This window comes from Spirulina sp. CS-785/01, assembly GCF_028330525.1.
Classification (GTDB): Bacteria; Cyanobacteriota; Cyanobacteriia; order Cyanobacteriales; family Spirulinaceae; genus JAQMSD01.
Map to the genome: position 1 here is coordinate 1 of NZ_JAQMSD010000239.1, position 16,407 is coordinate 16,407.

16 protein-coding genes and 1 tRNA gene are annotated in these 16,407 nt (G+C 48.2%); 9 read left to right on the forward strand and 8 right to left on the reverse strand.

The genetic code is table 11. From position 1 onward, the window contains the following. Positions 1–210: 210 nt before the first annotated feature. Positions 211–366 carry a PmbA/TldA family metallopeptidase gene (locus PN462_RS15505; protein WP_272129594.1) on the reverse strand — a complete coding sequence of 52 codons (156 nt, stop codon included), beginning with the start codon at positions 364–366 and terminating at the stop codon, positions 211–213. A gap of 170 nt (positions 367–536) precedes the next feature. On the opposite strand from PN462_RS15505, the gene grxC reads away from it, so the two are divergent. The 3 genes from grxC (at position 537) to PN462_RS15520 (ending at position 2,372) form a co-directional block, all read left to right on the forward strand. Further along, entirely contained in the window at positions 537–806 is a 270-nt protein-coding gene (gene grxC / locus PN462_RS15510) for a glutaredoxin 3 (RefSeq protein ID WP_272129596.1), read from the forward strand. A gap of 163 nt (positions 807–969) precedes the next feature. Continuing rightward, positions 970–1,191 (forward strand): element excision factor XisI family protein, encoded by a 222-nt coding sequence (locus tag PN462_RS15515; protein WP_272129597.1) that lies wholly within the window; start codon positions 970–972, stop codon positions 1,189–1,191. A gap of 206 nt (positions 1,192–1,397) precedes the next feature. Then, positions 1,398–2,372, forward strand: a complete 975-nt coding sequence (locus PN462_RS15520; protein WP_272129598.1) for a cysteine synthase A — start codon at positions 1,398–1,400, stop codon at positions 2,370–2,372. Positions 2,373–2,743: 371 nt separating this feature from the next. On the opposite strand, the gene PN462_RS15525 is transcribed toward PN462_RS15520, so the two are convergent. From PN462_RS15525 to PN462_RS15540, 4 genes are all read right to left on the reverse strand, one after another. Next, a complete protein-coding gene (locus PN462_RS15525) occupies positions 2,744–3,934 on the reverse strand; it encodes an SBBP repeat-containing protein (protein ID WP_272129600.1) in 1,191 nt (396 codons plus the stop codon). 36 nt (positions 3,935–3,970) lie between these two features. Then, the gene (gene sipA, locus PN462_RS15530; RefSeq protein ID WP_272129602.1) at positions 3,971–4,255 is read right to left on the reverse strand and encodes a regulatory protein SipA; all 285 of its coding nucleotides are present in this window, start codon (positions 4,253–4,255) and stop codon (positions 3,971–3,973) included. 147 nt (positions 4,256–4,402) lie between these two features. Next, positions 4,403–5,407 (reverse strand): sirohydrochlorin chelatase, encoded by a 1,005-nt coding sequence (locus tag PN462_RS15535; protein ID WP_272129604.1) that lies wholly within the window; start codon positions 5,405–5,407, stop codon positions 4,403–4,405. A gap of 175 nt (positions 5,408–5,582) precedes the next feature. Next, positions 5,583–5,915, reverse strand: a complete 333-nt coding sequence (locus PN462_RS15540; protein ID WP_272129605.1) for a hypothetical protein — start codon at positions 5,913–5,915, stop codon at positions 5,583–5,585. Positions 5,916–6,214: 299 nt separating this feature from the next. Here PN462_RS15540 and PN462_RS15545 point away from each other — a divergent pair, with 299 nt between their 5' ends. Together PN462_RS15545 and PN462_RS15550 are read left to right on the forward strand one after the other, a co-directional pair. Beyond that, a complete protein-coding gene (locus tag PN462_RS15545; RefSeq protein ID WP_272129607.1) occupies positions 6,215–8,245 on the forward strand; it encodes an elongation factor G in 2,031 nt (676 codons plus the stop codon). 110 nt (positions 8,246–8,355) lie between these two features. Next, entirely contained in the window at positions 8,356–8,499 is a 144-nt protein-coding gene (locus PN462_RS15550) for a hypothetical protein (protein WP_272129609.1), read from the forward strand. Positions 8,500–8,808: 309 nt separating this feature from the next. Here the strand turns inward: PN462_RS15550 and PN462_RS15555 are convergent, their stop codons facing one another. After that, on the reverse strand, positions 8,809–10,056 hold the full coding sequence (locus tag PN462_RS15555) for a mannosyltransferase family protein (protein ID WP_272129611.1): 1,248 nt from the start codon (positions 10,054–10,056) through the stop codon (positions 8,809–8,811). Between the two features lie 97 nt (positions 10,057–10,153). Then, positions 10,154–10,390, reverse strand: a complete 237-nt coding sequence (locus tag PN462_RS15560; protein ID WP_272129614.1) for a hypothetical protein — start codon at positions 10,388–10,390, stop codon at positions 10,154–10,156. Between the two features lie 154 nt (positions 10,391–10,544). Here PN462_RS15560 and PN462_RS15565 point away from each other — a divergent pair, with 154 nt between their 5' ends. The 4 genes from PN462_RS15565 to PN462_RS15580 all read left to right on the forward strand — a co-directional run bounded on the left by PN462_RS15565 (position 10,545) and on the right by PN462_RS15580 (position 15,152). Beyond that, the gene (locus PN462_RS15565) at positions 10,545–12,620 is read left to right on the forward strand and encodes an NAD(P)/FAD-dependent oxidoreductase (protein ID WP_272129617.1); all 2,076 of its coding nucleotides are present in this window, start codon (positions 10,545–10,547) and stop codon (positions 12,618–12,620) included. Positions 12,621–12,804: 184 nt separating this feature from the next. Further along, positions 12,805–14,490 carry a CocE/NonD family hydrolase gene (locus tag PN462_RS15570; RefSeq protein ID WP_272129619.1) on the forward strand — a complete coding sequence of 562 codons (1,686 nt, stop codon included), beginning with the start codon at positions 12,805–12,807 and terminating at the stop codon, positions 14,488–14,490. A gap of 129 nt (positions 14,491–14,619) precedes the next feature. Then, a complete protein-coding gene (locus tag PN462_RS15575; protein WP_272129622.1) occupies positions 14,620–14,982 on the forward strand; it encodes a response regulator transcription factor in 363 nt (120 codons plus the stop codon). 89 nt (positions 14,983–15,071) lie between these two features. Next, positions 15,072–15,152 (forward strand) — tRNA-Leu (locus PN462_RS15580). Between the two features lie 42 nt (positions 15,153–15,194). On the opposite strand, the gene hpxO is transcribed toward PN462_RS15580, so the two are convergent. Continuing rightward, positions 15,195–16,358, reverse strand: coding sequence for an FAD-dependent urate hydroxylase HpxO (gene hpxO, locus PN462_RS15585; protein ID WP_272129625.1), 1,164 nt, complete (start codon positions 16,356–16,358; stop codon positions 15,195–15,197). Positions 16,359–16,407 lie beyond the last annotated feature (49 nt).

Genomic DNA, 16,407 nt, shown 5'->3' on the forward strand with positions numbered 1-16,407 from the left:
GCACAAAATCTACCTGCACAAAATCTACCTGCACAAAATCTACCTGCACAAAATCTACCTGCACAAAATCTACCTAGGTGAGTGAATTTTAACGCTATAGTTAAGGCTATGGCGTTTTTTTTGTTATTTGTTGTTTGTTCTTGGTGCTTGGGTCTTGGTCAGGATAACTGAATAATTGTGAATTATCCATTATCCATTATCCATGACCAATTACCAATTACTAATTAGCCGTCGAATTTCTGCCGGGGTTTTCTGGGGACTGGCCGCAAACCCCCAGGACCTGTTATACAAGACGGGAACTCCCAACCCGGAACTAATTTTGTCGGAAAGGTTAGAGAGGGAGCGATCGCGGGCATATAATATCATTGTTGAGTCCGATCTTGAGACCTCCCTTGGCGAATTAAATCAATGGCTAATAACCCAAGTCAGGGACCCTTGCAGAAATCTGAGCTTTGGGGTGTTTTTCCTATATCATTTTTGCTCCTCCATCCGTTAAACTTGAAAAAAGTCTTAACAAATTCACGGGAGCAATCAATATGAGTGCAAAGGTCGAGATTTATACTTGGAGTTGGTGTCCCTACTGTATGCGAGCCAAAGCCCTGTTAGATCAAAAAGGAATCGACTACACCGAATATACCATTGATGGAGATGAGGAAGCCAGAGACGCAATGACCGAACGGGCAAACGGCAGACGGTCTCTCCCACAAATTTTTATCAGCGATCGTCATTTAGGGGGATGTGATGACCTCTACACTCTAGAACGGGCCGGAGAACTTGAGCATCTCCTAGAACGCCTCGCCGCATAATAGGCTACACGCCTGTTTTTCTGGAGCTAATTTTGAATCTTCGACAACCGTCGAAAAAGATCGCCGTTCACTCTTACCGTCAGCACCTCTTCCTTGAAGGAAGAGGCTTCGTGCCTTCCTTAAAATTAATTGTCTATGATGCAGAAAAGGGGGAATTAGTAGAATGGATAAAATAGCAAATTATCGAGAAAAAGTCAAAAGTTTGTTAAGAAATTATACGGCAAATTTAAAGCAGGATGACGGGGTTGAGGTGGAGTTGATTTTTGATCAAGAACGGGAGCATTATTTATGGATGGATGTGGGTTGGGAGGGGTCAAAACGGCTTTATCATCCGGTGATTCATAATGTCAATCAATGTCTAGCTTTCAACGAGCGGAGTAAATGAACCGTCGTACTGCTGCTGGAGTCCTAAGCGTTGCTGAACGTCTCTCAGAGTGAGCGAGAGTTGTATCATGGAGTCAGGGAAGTCACGGTATTTTTATATTGTAGGCGAGTCTCTCTGGAATTCTGCCTTCTGATACCTTGGACGGTCTGGCAAAATCTGAGAGATTAGACAATAAGCGTATTGTGGCTAACTTGAGAATAAAGCAAATGGATATTAAACACGGGTTTGTCGATACAGTCGGGAATACTCCCCTCATTCGATTAAATAGCTTTAGTGACGAGACGGGTTGTGAAATCTTAGGAAAGGCAGAATTTCTCAATCCAGGGGGGTCAGTGAAAGACCGGGCCGCCTTGTATATTATTAAAGAGGCAGAGGAAAAAGGACTCCTGAAACCCGGTGGCACGGTAGTTGAAGGGACTGCGGGAAATACAGGCATTGGGTTAACCCATATTTGTAATGCCAAGGGATATAAATGTCTCATTATCATTCCAGAAACCCAGTCTCAGGAAAAAATGGACTTATTACGCACATTAGGGGCAGAAGTGCGTCCTGTTCCGGCTGTTCCCTATAAAGACCCCAATAATTACGTTAAATTATCCGGTCGTTTGGCGGAAGAAATGGAAAATGCCATTTGGGCTAATCAATTTGATAATTTAGCCAATCGGAATGCCCATTATGAAACCACTGGCCCAGAGATGTGGGAACAAACCGATGGGACAATTGATGCTTGGGTTGCTGCAACGGGAACTGGGGGAACATTTGCAGGGGTTTCTCTGTTTTTAAAGGAGAAAAAACCAGATGTAAAATGTGTTGTGGCTGACCCTATGGGCAGTGGATTATATAGTTATGTGAAAACGGGAGAAATTAATCCTGAAGGGAGTTCTATTACTGAAGGAATTGGCAATAGTCGCATTACTGCCAATATGCAGAATGTTCCCATTGATGACGCGCTACAGATTGATGATAAAGAATGTGTCAGAGTGGTGTATCAGTTGTTAGAAAAAGATGGATTATTTATGGGCGGTTCAGTGGGTATTAATGTGGGGGCGGCCTATGCTTTGGCGAAGCAGTTAGGCCCCGGCCATACTATTGTAACGGTGCTTTGTGATGGGGGCAGTCGTTATCAGTCGAAGTTATTTAATCAGGATTGGTTGGCCGAAAAAGGGTTACTGCCGAGTTAAGTAATGTTACCTTAATATGCCTTGGGTTTAAACCCAAGGCTAATAGCTGAAACCCGTTAAAACGGGTTAATAAACCAATTAGTAATACTACCTTATATCCAATCCGGTTAATCCTTATAAGGTCGTAGTAAGCCCTTTAGGGCTGACAATAAATTGATTTAATACCAATCAAGCGTATTTCATATTAATATGCCTTGGGTTTAAACCCAAGGCTAATAGCTGAAACCCGTTAAAACGGGTTAATAAACCAATTAGAGAATTAAAATTAAAAAAATTTAGCTGTTACACTGTCAGGGGTGAAAGACGCTCGCAAGGGAGCTTACTAGGAATGGAATTATTAATTATTAAGGTAATTCCTCCTCACCTCATTTTTATTGACTCTGAACTAATTTTGCTAACCACGCATCATATCCGCCTGCATTTTCCCCTTCCATCGCGCCATCGGTGTAGCCTGTAATATACACATTGCTTTGATGATCGACTGCCACGGCATTACAGCCATCTTCTGCGGCACTGCCAATTTGTTTAACCCATTGTTGCTCTCCTTGGGCGTTATATTTGGCGACCCAAGCATCACTATCTCCTGCAACTTCTTCTGTCATGGCCCCGTAGGTAAATCCGGCAATATAAACATTGCCTACGGCATCCACGGTTAACCCGGTGGCTTCTTCGTCTTCGGTTGTGCCTAATTGGTGTATCCATTGCCGATGGCCTTGGTTATCATAACGGGCTACCCAAACATCACTCCCTCCGGCGTTGGCTTCTGCGACTGTGCCTGTGGTGTATCCGGCGAGGTAGAGATAGCTGTGAGGATCAATGGCAATGCCACTACAACCTGTTTCTTCTAGGCTGCCTAGGGGCTGAATCCACCGTTGAATCCCTTCTCCATTATAACAGGCTAACCAGGCTTGTTCGCTGCCTGCTTCTGGGGAAATGGGTCTTGGGGTGTTTCCGGCTACATAGACGAGGGTGCGGGTAATTTTACTCCGGGCCTGGGGATTGTGGCCGACGGTGATATAGGTGGTAGCTTCGTCGTGGTATTGGCCGAGGGGAGTCCACCAGAGACGGTCTCCGTCTGGATTATATTTGGCTAACCAGACTTGCCATTCTTCGTGTTCTGGGGCAGCATACCCGGTAATATAGATGTTACTCTCTGCATCAACTGCAAGACTGTGGGGGATTTGCGGGCGACTATCACTTAACCGTTTTAACCAATGTCGTGTCCCTTGGGGGTCATATTTTGCTAGCCAAGTTTGGGCGATGTCGTCCTCTTTTACGCCGTAAGTGTAGCCTAAAACATACAGTGTGCCGTCTGGGGCGAGGGCAATGCCATTGGATTCGTCTTCACCCATAGTCCCTAGTTGTTTTAACCAGAGTTGTTGTCCGGAGGGATCATATTTGGCGACCCAAGCATCATTGCCTCCTGCATTTTCTCCTTCTAGGTTGCCGGAGGTATAACCTGTCATATAAACATTGCCGTCACTATCGACGGCAATTCCATAAGCATCATCTTCACCCGCAGTCCCTAGTTGTTTCACCCACTCAGTTTTGACGGTTTCCATGCTGCTCTTTGCGCTTGCCAACTCATCTGAGTTTTATTATGACTGATGGGGGTCGCTTTGAGATGAGGTTTTTTCGGAGGGGGTGGGAGTTTCTTGGGGGGTGATGATTTCGAGATATTGGGCATCGAGGAGAAATGTGCCTTTTTCAAAGCGGACGGCCCAATAGCCTCCAGGCTTGCGATCGCAAATTTTCCCTTCTTCTCCAATCTGCACAATATCCGCCGGACGCAGCATGGGCATGGGATCGGCGGTTTTAAAGTAGGGGGGGCGATCCATTAAACGCACCGATTGTCCAACTTTTAACTGTTCTGAGCTACTCATTTTTGGGAAAATGGGTGATGGGGGATGGGTGATCGAGAAACCGGGTTTCTTAGTCTAATTTTGGCAAATATTTGGCGGTTTTGTACAGAAACCCGGTTTCTAACTCTAGCCGGAAGACACCGGGTTTCTTGCTAAAACTGACGGTTATTAGGGGACTTGCCAGATGCGATCATGGTATTGTTCCACATCCGCATAGGGATCAGGGGCTTCATGGTTATGATCATGATGGTGGTGATGGCCGTGATCATGATGGTGGTGGCCGTGATCCTGTGCATCTCCGGATAGGGCAGCTAGACGGAATTTGCACATTTCGCAATTCATCTGGACTTGGCCTTGTTGGGTTTCAATTTCACGATCGCGCAACACCTGCATCAAATGCTCATTAATCCCCATCTCCGGCAAACAAGTCATGGAAATCTCAGGATATTGTTCCTGTTGGGCCGCCGTAATATCAAAAATTTTCTTCACCAAAACCCCCGTAAACAGGAAGTAAGGCAAAACAATAATACGCTTAGGATTATATAACCGGGCCCGTCTGAACCCTTCCTCTAAACGAGGGTGAGTAATGCCAATAAAACACACCTCAACGGTATTGTAGCCACTGCCTTCCCAAACCATGCGGGCAAGTTTATACACATCCCCATTGGCATCAGGATCACTCGATCCTCGGCCTACAAACAATAACACCGTATCTGCGCGAGACACTTGACGAGGATTATGTTCGGGTAAATCACAGGCCGCTAACCGATCCTGCCACAACTGCAAAATACTCGGCGTAATCCCAAAATGTCGTCCGTAGTGAAACTTGAGTTGGGGGTATTTTTGCCGAGCGCGGTCCAATTCGTTGGTGACATCAAATTTGTTATGTCGGGCGGCAAACAGCAGAATCGGCAGGGCAGAGACCTCCGTGTAGCCCTGTTTAATACAAGCCTCCACCCCCTCTTGAATCGTTGGTGTTGTTAACTCTAGAAAACAGGGAATCACGGGGCGAGAAGTATCCAACCCTTGATAAGCATTGGCAAAATCAATAAACGTTTGTCTCCCCTGTTCATCCCGCGTCCCATGGCCAATGAGTAACAAAGGCCGTTGTATAGGGAGTTGGGGGAGAGAAAGCGAGTTGGCTGGAATTGCGTCAGTCGATGTAATGGTCATTAAACTCAGTATCTTCAAGCAGGATAGACAAACAGCTTAGTTACCTTAGCCCGATTGTTGACTCGAACACAATGCAGGCTAGGGGGATATTTTGCTCCCTCACTTGGCTGCATCTTCCCATCATACAAAATGCGATCGCGCTCTCGCTTTGGCTCAAAACCCAGTAATTGGCTGCTTACTGTCGATACTCTTGCAGACAGTCTCGAATCACATTTTGCACCTGAGACGGCCATTCATCGGGGTTATTCGCTTCCGCAATAAAAGTTCTTACATCGTCTCTAGAGACATTATCTTGGCTAAACCCGTCAAGGACGCATTGACAGTAGTTTTGGGCAGTATCTTGGGAAATGCGATCGCTCACCTGTTCCACACAACCCTCCAGAAAAATTTCCCGTCCTTCTGGGCTAAATTCCGCCGCCCGTGCGCCTGCCAGCGCAAAAGTTGTTATGGCACTCAACAGGGCCAATCCCCCCATTGCGGCCATCCCGTAAATTCGTTTACTGTTCATCGTAGGAATTTATAATGTTTTCAGGTTTACTGATCCGATCCTAAGACTCCCCAACCGTCAAAAAAGTTTCCCACTGGGAAGGGGTACAGGGAAGGGATACAGTGTCAAAAGTCATTGCAATTTGTATCCAACCCCTTTAAAAGCCCCTATGCTGGCCAGTACCTTAGACAATGAGGGAAGGGAAAAGGCCCAAGCGTCCAACTCAAGCAGAAGACCCGACCCGTGAACCACCATTCACCGTGGCCGAAGCCTCTCATCCCCCATTCCAATTCTACCTAATTCCAAAAAAGGGGTACGTTATGACACAAAACGTTTTAGACCATGCTCGTAATGTGGCTGTCGTAGGGCCTTATTCGAGTGGCAAAACAACCCTACTTGAAAGTTTACTCTTTGTAGCAGGAGCAATCAGCCGCAAAGGCAGTATCAAAGAAGGGAACACCGTAGGAGATAGTACACCAGAAGCCCGCGATCGCGCCATGAGTGTCGAAGTGTCCGTCGCAGAATGTGACTACCAAGACATCCATTTCACCTTCCTCGACTGTCCAGGGTCCATCGAATTCGCCCAAGAAACCTACAACGCCCTCGTCGGCGCAGGGGCCGCCATCATCGTCTGTGAAGCCGAAGTGAGCAAAGTCCTCACCCTCGCCCCCCTCTTTAAATTCCTCGACGACTGGGAAATTCCCCACCTCGTCCTGGTGAACAAACTCGACCGGTCCAAAGACAGTTTTATGGACATCCTCCACGCCCTAAAAACCGTCTCCAGCCGTCCCCTCGTCCCCCAACAATACCCCATTCGCCAAAATCAAGACCTCGTTGGCTATATCGACCTGATCACCGAACAGGCTTATCACTACCATGCCGGGAGTCCCGCCGACCCCGTACCCCTTCCCGACCACCTGAAAGCCGAAGAACAAGCCGCCCGGGAAGAAATGCTCGAAACCCTCGCCGACTTTGACGACCATCTCCTCGAAGAACTCCTTGAAGAAGTCGAACCCTCCAAAGAAGAAATCCTCAAAGACCTCAAACAAGACCTCAGCGCCGATCAAATTGTCCCCGTCTTCCTCGGCATCGCCGAACAAGACTACGGCACTCGCCCCCTCCTCAACGCCCTCGTTGAAGAAGCCCCCAGCCCCTACGTCACCGCCGAACGGCGCGGCCTGCAAGTCAAACCCGAAGGAGAACCCCTTGCCCAAGTCCTGAAAACCTACGCCACCGCCCAAGGGGGGAAACTCTCCCTCGTGCGCGTCTGGCAAGGGAAAATCACCGACAGCATGACCCTCAACGGTGTGCGAGTCGGGGGCATTTACCACCTCATGGGACAACAACAAGACTCCCAAACCGAAGCCCTCAAAGGAGAAATCGTCGCCCTCGGACGCATGGAAGGCATCCAAACCGGAGACACCCTCAGCAGTGGAGAAGTCAAAAACCCCTTACCCACAGCCGACCGATTAACCCCCGTCTATGCCCTCGCCATTTCTCCCGAACGACGCAAAGATGAAGTTAAACTCAGCGACGCATTAAACAAACTCCTCGAAGAAGACCCCTCCCTCGAATGGAACATGGGCGACACACGAGAAGTGATCCTCTGGGGGCAAGGAGAAATTCACCTACAAGTCTCCTTAGACCGCCTGCGTCGCAAGTATAACTTGCCCATGACCACCAAACCTCCCCAAATTCCCTACAAAGAAACCATCCGCAAATCCACCACCATTCGCGGACGCTACAAACACCAAACCGGAGGTCATGGGGCCTTTGGCGATGTGTACTTGGATATCAACCCCTTACAACGGGGGGAAGGCTTCCAGTTTAGTGAAAGTATTGTGGGGGGAGTCGTTCCTAAACAATATATTCCAGGGGTAGAAACCGGAGTGCGAGAATACCTCGACCAAGGACCCCTCGGTTTTCCGGTGGTGGATATTGCCGTTAACCTGAATAATGGGTCTTATCACTCCGTGGATAGTTCTGAACAAGCCTTTAAACAGGCGGCCCGGTTGGCCATGACCGAGGGAATGCCCCAATGTTCCCCCGTGTTATTAGAACCCGTCCTAGAATTAAAAGTCTCAGCCCCCAATGAATTTACCTCCAAAGTCCTGCAACTGGTGACAGGCCGACGGGGACAAATTTTAGGCTATGAGGCCATGGCCGGATGGCCCAATTGGGATCAAATTACCGTTTATCTTCCCCAAGCGGAGATGCAGAATTTTATTATTGAGTTGCGGTCCCTGACGTTGGGGGTTGGTTTCTTTGCTTGGCAATACGACCATTTACAAGAAGTGCCGGATAAGGTGGCAGAACGAGTATTAGCCACCACGCAAGCGGAAGCGTCATAACTCAAACGATAGGGGTTAACCGTAACAGTTAACCCCTGTTTTTGTTTCTTTTGAGGAGAAAATGGAGCGCAAATGTTGTCTCCCTTGAGTCGGCTGAGGTTCGGAATAGCATGAAACTTGATCTCTGTGAACTACAAAATGGACTCCCTGCCATTACTCCGGCCTTTGGTGCAGCTTTGGCAGAAGCTGGGGCAATTTGCTTGATCGTTGTAATCGAATTTAGCCAACCCTTAGCTGAGATTGCTATTCCATGAGTCCTATCCAAGAACTACACAACCAAGCGATGAACCTTGCAGAACAAGCCGAATTGGCTCAACTTCGAGGGGAGAGAATTGTTTAACGTCTTGTCTATTAGTCTTGTCTAGTGAACTCCCCTAACTAACCGCAAGCGGTATAGTTAGGGTTTCTAATTTCCTTGGGAATTGCATCTGACAAAACCGAAGTTTTACCAGTCCGTCTTACATCCCCTCCATCAGCAGTTAGTCATTCTTGAGTCATTCTGCGGTGTCTTGAAGTTTCGCTGTACCATAATTCTAGCGAAGCGGACACTCTGAAAGAGAAGACTAGGCTACCCATTGTCCTTGGGCAAAACGGAGGCCAAATAAAATTAACAGTAACCCAAAAAAGAGCATCACCGCCCGTCCCCAACGGGGATAACGGGATAACACCAACCCAAAGGCCAGTGAGACAGAGACAATGGCATAAACATACCGTTCTAAAGAGGTGACTTGCCCGGAATTGAGGATAATGGCATAACTAAAAACACCGTAACTCAGTGGCACAATGCCTAATTCTTGGCGGGTATGCCATAACAAGTAAAGTCCCCCTAAAATCATTAACGTATTCAGCAACGGGTTGCCCACCAATAGCCAAACCAGCAAAAATAAAACACAATAGCCGTAATAAATCACCGTTTTGCCGAAGCGGTGGCGGGATTTCCAGAGGAAAAGAGAGATGATCGCTATCACCCCCATCACCAAGGGATGCCAAGGATCAACAAACGCCTCAAACCCCTCACGATTAGTATTTTTCGGCCCTAACACAATTTGGCCAAACATAATTAACCACCCCTGCCAATGCACCGTAGTTCCCCGATTCCAGGCTTCCATGGAATGGTAAAAGGCCAGAAAATCCCCAAAGCGGAAATAACAATAGAGACAATATAAAATCAATCCTGCACTGGCAAATCCTCCCGCTAAATATGCCCTCAGACCCCGTTTCTGTCGCCATGCAGCCCAGAGAAAGGTGGGAATGAGGGCAACCCCTGTAACACGGGTTGCGGTCGCCAATGCCCCCCAAAATGCCGCCCAGAGATGATCTTGGTTTTCAAAGGCCCGCAAAGCGGCGGTACTCAAACATAAAAAGACCCCTTCGGTATAGATTACCGTCCCGAAGATGGAAAAGGGACACCAAGCCAAAACTGCTGTACTCCACCGGGCCACGGTTTCCCCGTGACGTTGTTGTACCCAGTTGTACAGGAGGAGTAATGCCCCTAAAAAGGCTAAATTATTCACAAGGGTGGCCGCCCCATTAAAAGGCAATCCGACTTGCATCAAAACCCACGATAGAAGCGGCAGTATAGGGAAGAAGGCTACATTATACCCTTGGCCATCATTCTGAAAGTGATACCCTGAAACCGCGATCGACTCATAAAACTGACTATCCCAAGCATTAAATACTCCCAAACCCCATTCTGCGGCTTTTGCCCCTTCTGGAGTAGGCAGTAAAGGGGTAACCCCCAACATGGTTAAAAACAGTACCCCCCGACTCAACCCCCACATCAACAGGGGAAACGACTGGTTTTTGGTCATTAGTTGTTTGTTGTTTGTGAACAAGGGAATAGGGAACAGTAAACAGTAAACAGTAACCAGTTGTTACTCCCCATCTCCCCTATCTCCCCCATCTCCCCTATCTCCCCCAATTCTGCCATGCGTCTGTGACTAATTCACTGAGCCAACGGCGTTGGGTTGTATCGAGAATGTTACAATCGGACAGGACTTCGGCGGTTAACTCATCTAAGGACTGGCCTTGAGACCGGGCAATTTGAACAACCCCTGCGATCGCAGTCGCAATTAACTCCTCACTTAACGGATACTGGCCAAGGGCAATGATTTCTTGGGTGGTGGTTGGGATGGAATAACGCATGGTGAATGCACGTTTGCCTATTTTTTGCGAAAATTATCTAAATGTTAATTTTATTTAACTCATTTTAAGGATTATAGCTGGAAGTTTACCGCAAGCCGGACTTCCTCAACCTCCGTGATTCATTCAATTGATGTTTTGGTAAAACGTTGACCCTATGAAAGAACTCCTTTATCTCGAAATTCCGACTCCCGATACGGCCACGGTACAAACTTGGTTACAAGACAATTGGCTACCACAAACTGGAACAAAAGTCAATACTTCAACGGGATTACGTTTGCAAGCGTCGGAACAATCCTCAACAAACTCCCCAGAACTTTCCATTATTCTCTGGTCAGCAATGCGGACGACCTATCTTAAAGTCTTCCGTTGGGGAGAGCAACCGTTTCCCCAAGAAGGAAACGTGCTACAACAGTTACAACAAGACCTGAGACAGCAATTTCCCCAAACTTATCCTGAACTCCCGGATATTGACCTCACCCAACAGTCCATTTTTGAGGCCCTGGCCCCTTACTATCCCAAAACCGTGCATTTTTTCCAAAAAATGCCCAAAGGGGAATATGATCTCAACCGAGTTTATTGGTGGGAAAAACGCTGGCGAGAGAGTGTCCGCAACCCCAAAACCCCGAAACAAGTGGTTTTCCGAGTCAGCGACAGTTCCCCGCAACCTCCCCAATATGACTTAATTTACATTGGCGGGGCCTTGGGGGCTGTTCATGGCGCACTAATGGCCAATTTAGGGTATCGGGTTTTACTGGTGGAACGTCTCTCCTTTGGTCGCATGAACCGAGAATGGAATATTTCACGGGATGAGTTCCAAAATTTAATTGACTTGGGGTTATTTACTCCCCAAGAATTTGAGTCGATTATTGCCAGAGAGTACAAGGACGGGTTTAATAAGTTCTTTGATGGCAATCTTCCCCCCCATTTGCAAGCGGATGTACTTCATACTCCCACGGTGTTAAATATTGCCATTAATGCGGATAAATTCGTGGCCTTGTGTGGGGAAAAATTACGGCAAGCGGGGGGAGAAATTCGAGACGAAACGGAATTTACTCGTGCTGAAGTCCATGATAGCCATGTTAGCGTTAATTTGAAACATTTACCCACGGGGGAAGAAAGCCAAGTTTCGGGACGGTTATTGATGGATGCAATGGGGACCGCTTCTCCTATTGCCTGGCAACTGAACGGAGGCCGGACCTTTGATAGTGTTTGTCCTACCGTGGGGGCAGTGGTGGAAAAAGGCTTCCCGGAGGGGGTTTGGGACTCTCAGTATGGGGATGTGTTGAACTCTCACGGGGATATTTCCCGTGGCCGTCAGTTAATTTGGGAACTTTTTCCCGCAGAGGAGGAGGAGTTGACGGTGTATTTATTCCATTATCACCAAATTCACCCCGATAATCCGGGGTCGTTGTTGGAGATGTATGAGGACTTTTTCCACATTTTGCCGGAGTATCGTCGGTGTGAGATGGAGGACTTGGTGTGGAAGAAAGCGACTTTTGGCTATATTCCAGGCTATTTTAGTTTAGGGGATGGCGATCGCAAGGTTGCTTTTGACCGACTCTTGGCCATTGGGGATGCGGCCTCGTTACAGTCTCCCCTAGTGTTTACGGGGTTTGGGTCCTTGGTTCGCAATTTAGGCCGTCTCTCAACTTTATTAAATCTTGCCCTACAACACGACCGCCTCAGCCGTCAAGATTTAAACCAAATTCGCGCTTATCAGAGTAATATTGCAGTGACCTGGCTATTTTCTAAAGGGATGATGGTCCCAACGGGGAAAACCCTGCCCCCACAACGAATTAATGCCATGTTAAATACCTTTTTTGGTTTGTTGGCCAGTGAACCTCCAGAGGTGGCGGATACGTTTATTAAAGACCGTTTTGACTGGTTTACTTTTAACCGTTTAGCCATTAAAGCAGCATCCATGAATCCCGCGTTAATTGCGTGGATATGGGAACAAGCGGGGGCCAAGGATTTTCTGCGCTGGATGGGGAGTTATTTTATCTTTGCTTGGGATTCTTTGATTGGTTGGTTTTTCAATGGTTGGTTGCCGACGGTTTTACGACAATGGCAACCTTGGTTAGAACAAAATTATCCGGGGTTGTGGTTACGGTTGTTGAGTTTCAGTTATCGTTTAACTACTGGGGTTGGTTCTTCTCCCAAGGATGCGATCGCGCAACAACAACAAGCCTTACTTCGCCAAAAAGTAGTTAAGGAAAAACAAGCCGTTTAAAACCAGCATAGGACACATCGGGAGCGTCGGAAGCATCGGGAGAATTTCAACGGAAATAGTGTTAATACTTCCCCATCTCTCCCATCTCCCAACACTCCCCCCCTCTCCCGACGCTCCCCCATCCCCCAAAACTTACCTCTCCACTCTCAACTAACTAAACCTGCTAAGATGCAGAGCGAAGCCATTGGTAAAAGAATCTGTGACGGCTCAACGGTATTCAGTTAAGAAAACAACAGCCTCCCTGCAAACCCGAGACGGGATACGTCTCGATGCAGATGTTTATACTCCCGATACAACAGGACAATTTCCGGTATTGTTGATGCGACAACCCTATGGACGCGCGATCGCATCTACCGTCGTTTACGCCCACCCAGACTGGTACGCCTCCCACGGGTACATCGTCGTCATCCAAGATGTGCGAGGCCGGGGATCATCCCAAGGCAACTTTATCCCCTTTAGCCCCACCGAAGTCAGCGACGGAGAAGATACCGTCCACTGGGCCGCCCAACTCCCCCAGAGTAACGGCAAAGTCGGAATGTACGGCTTCTCCTACCAAGGCATGACCCAACTTTACGCCGCCCAAAGCCAACCCGAACCCCTGAAAGTTCTCTGCCCTGGAATGGTTGGCTATGACCTCTACAGCGACTGGGCCTACGAAAACGGCGCGTTTTACCTCCAAGCCAGTCTAAGCTGGGCCGTCCAACTAGCCGCCGAAACCGCCCGCATTCACGGCGACATCAACGCCCATAAAGTCCTCTTTACCGCCGCCAGAGACCTCTCCTACTACGACCCCTCCCCCCGCTTCAGCGAAAGTTTCCGCAAATATGTCCCCGGCTTTTTCTACTATCACTGGCTGAACCATCCCCAACCCGACGACTACTGGGCCCAATTTAAACCCGACCTCACCACCGTTGCTCTCCCCATGCTACATATTGGCGGGTGGTTTGACCCCTACCTCCGGGGAACATTACGCCTCTATGAAGAAATGCAGGAGAAAACCCACAGTCTCCAACATCTCCTCATCGGGCCTTGGGTCCATATCCCGTGGGGCCGGAAAGCCGGGTCCGTCAACTATGGGCCCGAAGCCATCAGTCCCGTGGACCCCTTACAACTGCGCTGGTTTGACTACTTTCTCAAAGAAATTGAGACCAATATCCATCAAACCGCCCCCGTCTGTTTATTTGAAATGGGGACCAACCAATGGCGATACTTTGAGCAATTTCCCACCCCCTCCCCCACCGCCTACTACCTCACCACCACCGGACTGGCCAGCGTCCGGGAAGACTCCGGCCAACTCACCCCCACCCTACCCCAAACCCCTGGCCAAGATACCTTTGTCCATGACCCCTGGCGACCAGTCCCCGCTTTAGGCGGTCATGCCTCCTATCCGGCAGGGTCCTTTGACCGGACGCACCTCGACTGTCGCAATGATGTCTTAACCTACACCAGCGACCCCCTCACAGAAGACCTCTACCTCGCCGGAGACGTGGCCGTAGAAGTGGACTGTGTGGCCGACCATCCCAGTTTTGACCTCTGCGCCATTCTCTGCCAAGTTACCCCCGACGGGAAAGTGTACAACTTCACCCAAGGCTATATCCGCCTCTACGAAGCCACACCCCCTGTTAAAATTCCTCTACAAGCCACCTGTATATGTGTCCCCGTGGGGTATCGTCTGCGCTTGAGTTTGTCGGCGGCCTGTTATCCGGCTTATCCGGTTAACGTAGGGACAGATAAAGTGTCCAATGAAGTGAATTTTATTGATGCTCCCATTATTACCTTACGAGTCCGTTGTGGGTCAGAATTCCCGGCACAAGTATTATTACCTAAACTTACGGCAGATCAGCAAAAAGCAGAAAAACTAACCGGGTAAGACGGCCTATTTTCCCTCAAAAAGCATATTATACTAGGGAACAGAAGGGGAAATGTGATTAAACCGCCTTTAATCAACGTTGACCCAACCCCTATTCCTAGGCTAGAGATTTATTAATTTTTGATTGCTATGAAAAAGGCTTTATTAGTAGAAGACGGTGCAACAGACCGAGAATTTATGTCTCGCTGCTTGAAAGAGGTGGGGTTAATGGTGGTGAGTACCACCAATGTGGAGGAGGCCCAAAATACCATTGTGAGTCAAAGACCAGATGTGATTTTTTTAGATGTCATTCTCCCCGGTCAAAGTGGGTTTGAGTTTTGCCGAGAGTTGAAGGTGAACCCAGACACCAAAAATATTCCGGTGATTATTTGTTCGACCAAGGGAACAGAGGTTGACAAAACATGGGGTACTATGCTAGGCGCAGATGGCTATTTGGCCAAACCCATTGACCCCCAAGAATTACAGAAAACCGTGCGGCAGTTTGTCGCGTAATGAGGTAAGGGGAGATTTTTCGGATTCTTTTGGCCTTTGTCTCCCCATTTTACCTCTGTTTTTGTTAGGATAAACAATGGCAATTTAACGCGGACGTGGCGGAATTGGTAGACGCGCTAGATTTAGGTTCTAGTGTCTTTGGCGTGAGAGTTCGAGTCTCTCCGTCCGCATTTTGATCTTTATTGTGATCTTTGTATTGGGATGTTTGCCGATTAACCCAAGGGACCGCCAAGGATAATTTTTGCGATCGCATTAATCACATCCTCTGGCTTTTCCTGTTTCAATTGCTCATACCAAGCCTGAGTCTGTGCTGGGTCTTTATTATAAATCGTATCAGTTCGGTTACGGGCTTTAAGCGTTAAACTGGCAGTGCGAGCATTGCGTGCCATCTCGTAGCGTTGTAAAGCATCCTCAACACTTAAATTCGTCGTCACAAGACACCGACAAAGCATTTCCACATCTTCCATCGCTTGACATCCCCCCTGGCCCAAAGTAGGGGTACTGGCATGGGCAGCATCCCCTAATAACACCACTCGCCCCCTCACCCAACAGTCTAAAGGGTCTAGATCAGCAATTTCTAAACGATTAGTTTGAGAGGGATCAAGATTTTGAATTAACCGTTGCACCGGAGAAGCCCATCCTTGAAAATAATAGCCTAATTCCTGGCGCAGATCATCAGGATATAAATTCCTCCCTTGAGGCATTCTCGTGCCAAAAAAGAAATAAAAACGATCCCCCCCCACAGGCATCCAAGAGGCCCGCTTCCCCTCTCCCACATAGATCACCCAAGTATTTTGATCTTGGAAACTCAGATCAGCCTCAACTAACCCATTCCAGTTGACATAACCCGCATAACGAGGCGTAACCGACCCTCCCACCACATAATCGCGTATAGTAGAACGAATCCCATCAGCCGCGATCACTAAATCTCCTGTAGCAGTTGTCCCATCGGCAAAATAAGCAGTGGCACTCTTTTCATCTTGTTGGACTCCCACACAAGTTGCCCCTAACGTGACTTGCTCTTTCCCAACGGCCTCTAATAACATTTGTTGTAAGTCCGTCCGGGCCACCGGATAGGGCCGTTGTCCCACTTGTTCAACCAAAGATTGTAAAGGGACTCCATTTAATAACTCATCTCGATGGGTGCGATACTCCATCCGATTCATCAATCCGCCAATTTCGGCCACCTGATCCCCCAACCCCAAGCGATTTAACACCTTAATCCCATTAGACCACAAAGAAATCCCGGCCCCTGCAGGCCGTAACTGTTGGGTTTTCTCAAAAATTTGCACTGAATATCCCGCTTGTTGCAGGGCAATCCCTGCGGTTAACCCACCAATTCCTGCACCAATGATAATAACTGTTAAACCGTACACTGATTTCTCCTTCGTCCCTTTGTGTTCTTTGTGTCTTTGTGGTTAAAAT

Excerpts from the sequence above, each read along its gene's own strand:
- PN462_RS15555 (WP_272129611.1), bottom strand. The coding sequence starts at position 10,056 with ATGACCAAAAACCAGTCGTTTCCCCTGTTGATGTGGGGGTTGAGTCGG.
- PN462_RS15535 (WP_272129604.1), bottom strand. The coding sequence starts at position 5,407 with ATGACCATTACATCGACTGACGCAATTCCAGCCAACTCGCTTTCTCTC.
- PN462_RS15520 (WP_272129598.1), top strand. The coding sequence starts at position 1,398 with ATGGATATTAAACACGGGTTTGTCGATACAGTCGGGAATACTCCCCTC.
- PN462_RS15565 (WP_272129617.1), top strand. The coding sequence starts at position 10,545 with ATGAAAGAACTCCTTTATCTCGAAATTCCGACTCCCGATACGGCCACG.
- PN462_RS15575 (WP_272129622.1), top strand. The coding sequence starts at position 14,620 with ATGAAAAAGGCTTTATTAGTAGAAGACGGTGCAACAGACCGAGAATTT.
- PN462_RS15515 (WP_272129597.1), top strand. The coding sequence starts at position 970 with ATGGATAAAATAGCAAATTATCGAGAAAAAGTCAAAAGTTTGTTAAGA.
- PN462_RS15505 (WP_272129594.1), bottom strand. The coding sequence starts at position 366 with ATGATATTATATGCCCGCGATCGCTCCCTCTCTAACCTTTCCGACAAA.
- sipA (WP_272129602.1), bottom strand. The coding sequence starts at position 4,255 with ATGAGTAGCTCAGAACAGTTAAAAGTTGGACAATCGGTGCGTTTAATG.
- PN462_RS15540 (WP_272129605.1), bottom strand. The coding sequence starts at position 5,915 with ATGAACAGTAAACGAATTTACGGGATGGCCGCAATGGGGGGATTGGCC.
- PN462_RS15545 (WP_272129607.1), top strand. The coding sequence starts at position 6,215 with ATGACACAAAACGTTTTAGACCATGCTCGTAATGTGGCTGTCGTAGGG.
- PN462_RS15550 (WP_272129609.1), top strand. The coding sequence starts at position 8,356 with ATGAAACTTGATCTCTGTGAACTACAAAATGGACTCCCTGCCATTACT.
- PN462_RS15560 (WP_272129614.1), bottom strand. The coding sequence starts at position 10,390 with ATGCGTTATTCCATCCCAACCACCACCCAAGAAATCATTGCCCTTGGC.
- PN462_RS15525 (WP_272129600.1), bottom strand. The coding sequence starts at position 3,934 with ATGGAAACCGTCAAAACTGAGTGGGTGAAACAACTAGGGACTGCGGGT.
- grxC (WP_272129596.1), top strand. The coding sequence starts at position 537 with ATGAGTGCAAAGGTCGAGATTTATACTTGGAGTTGGTGTCCCTACTGT.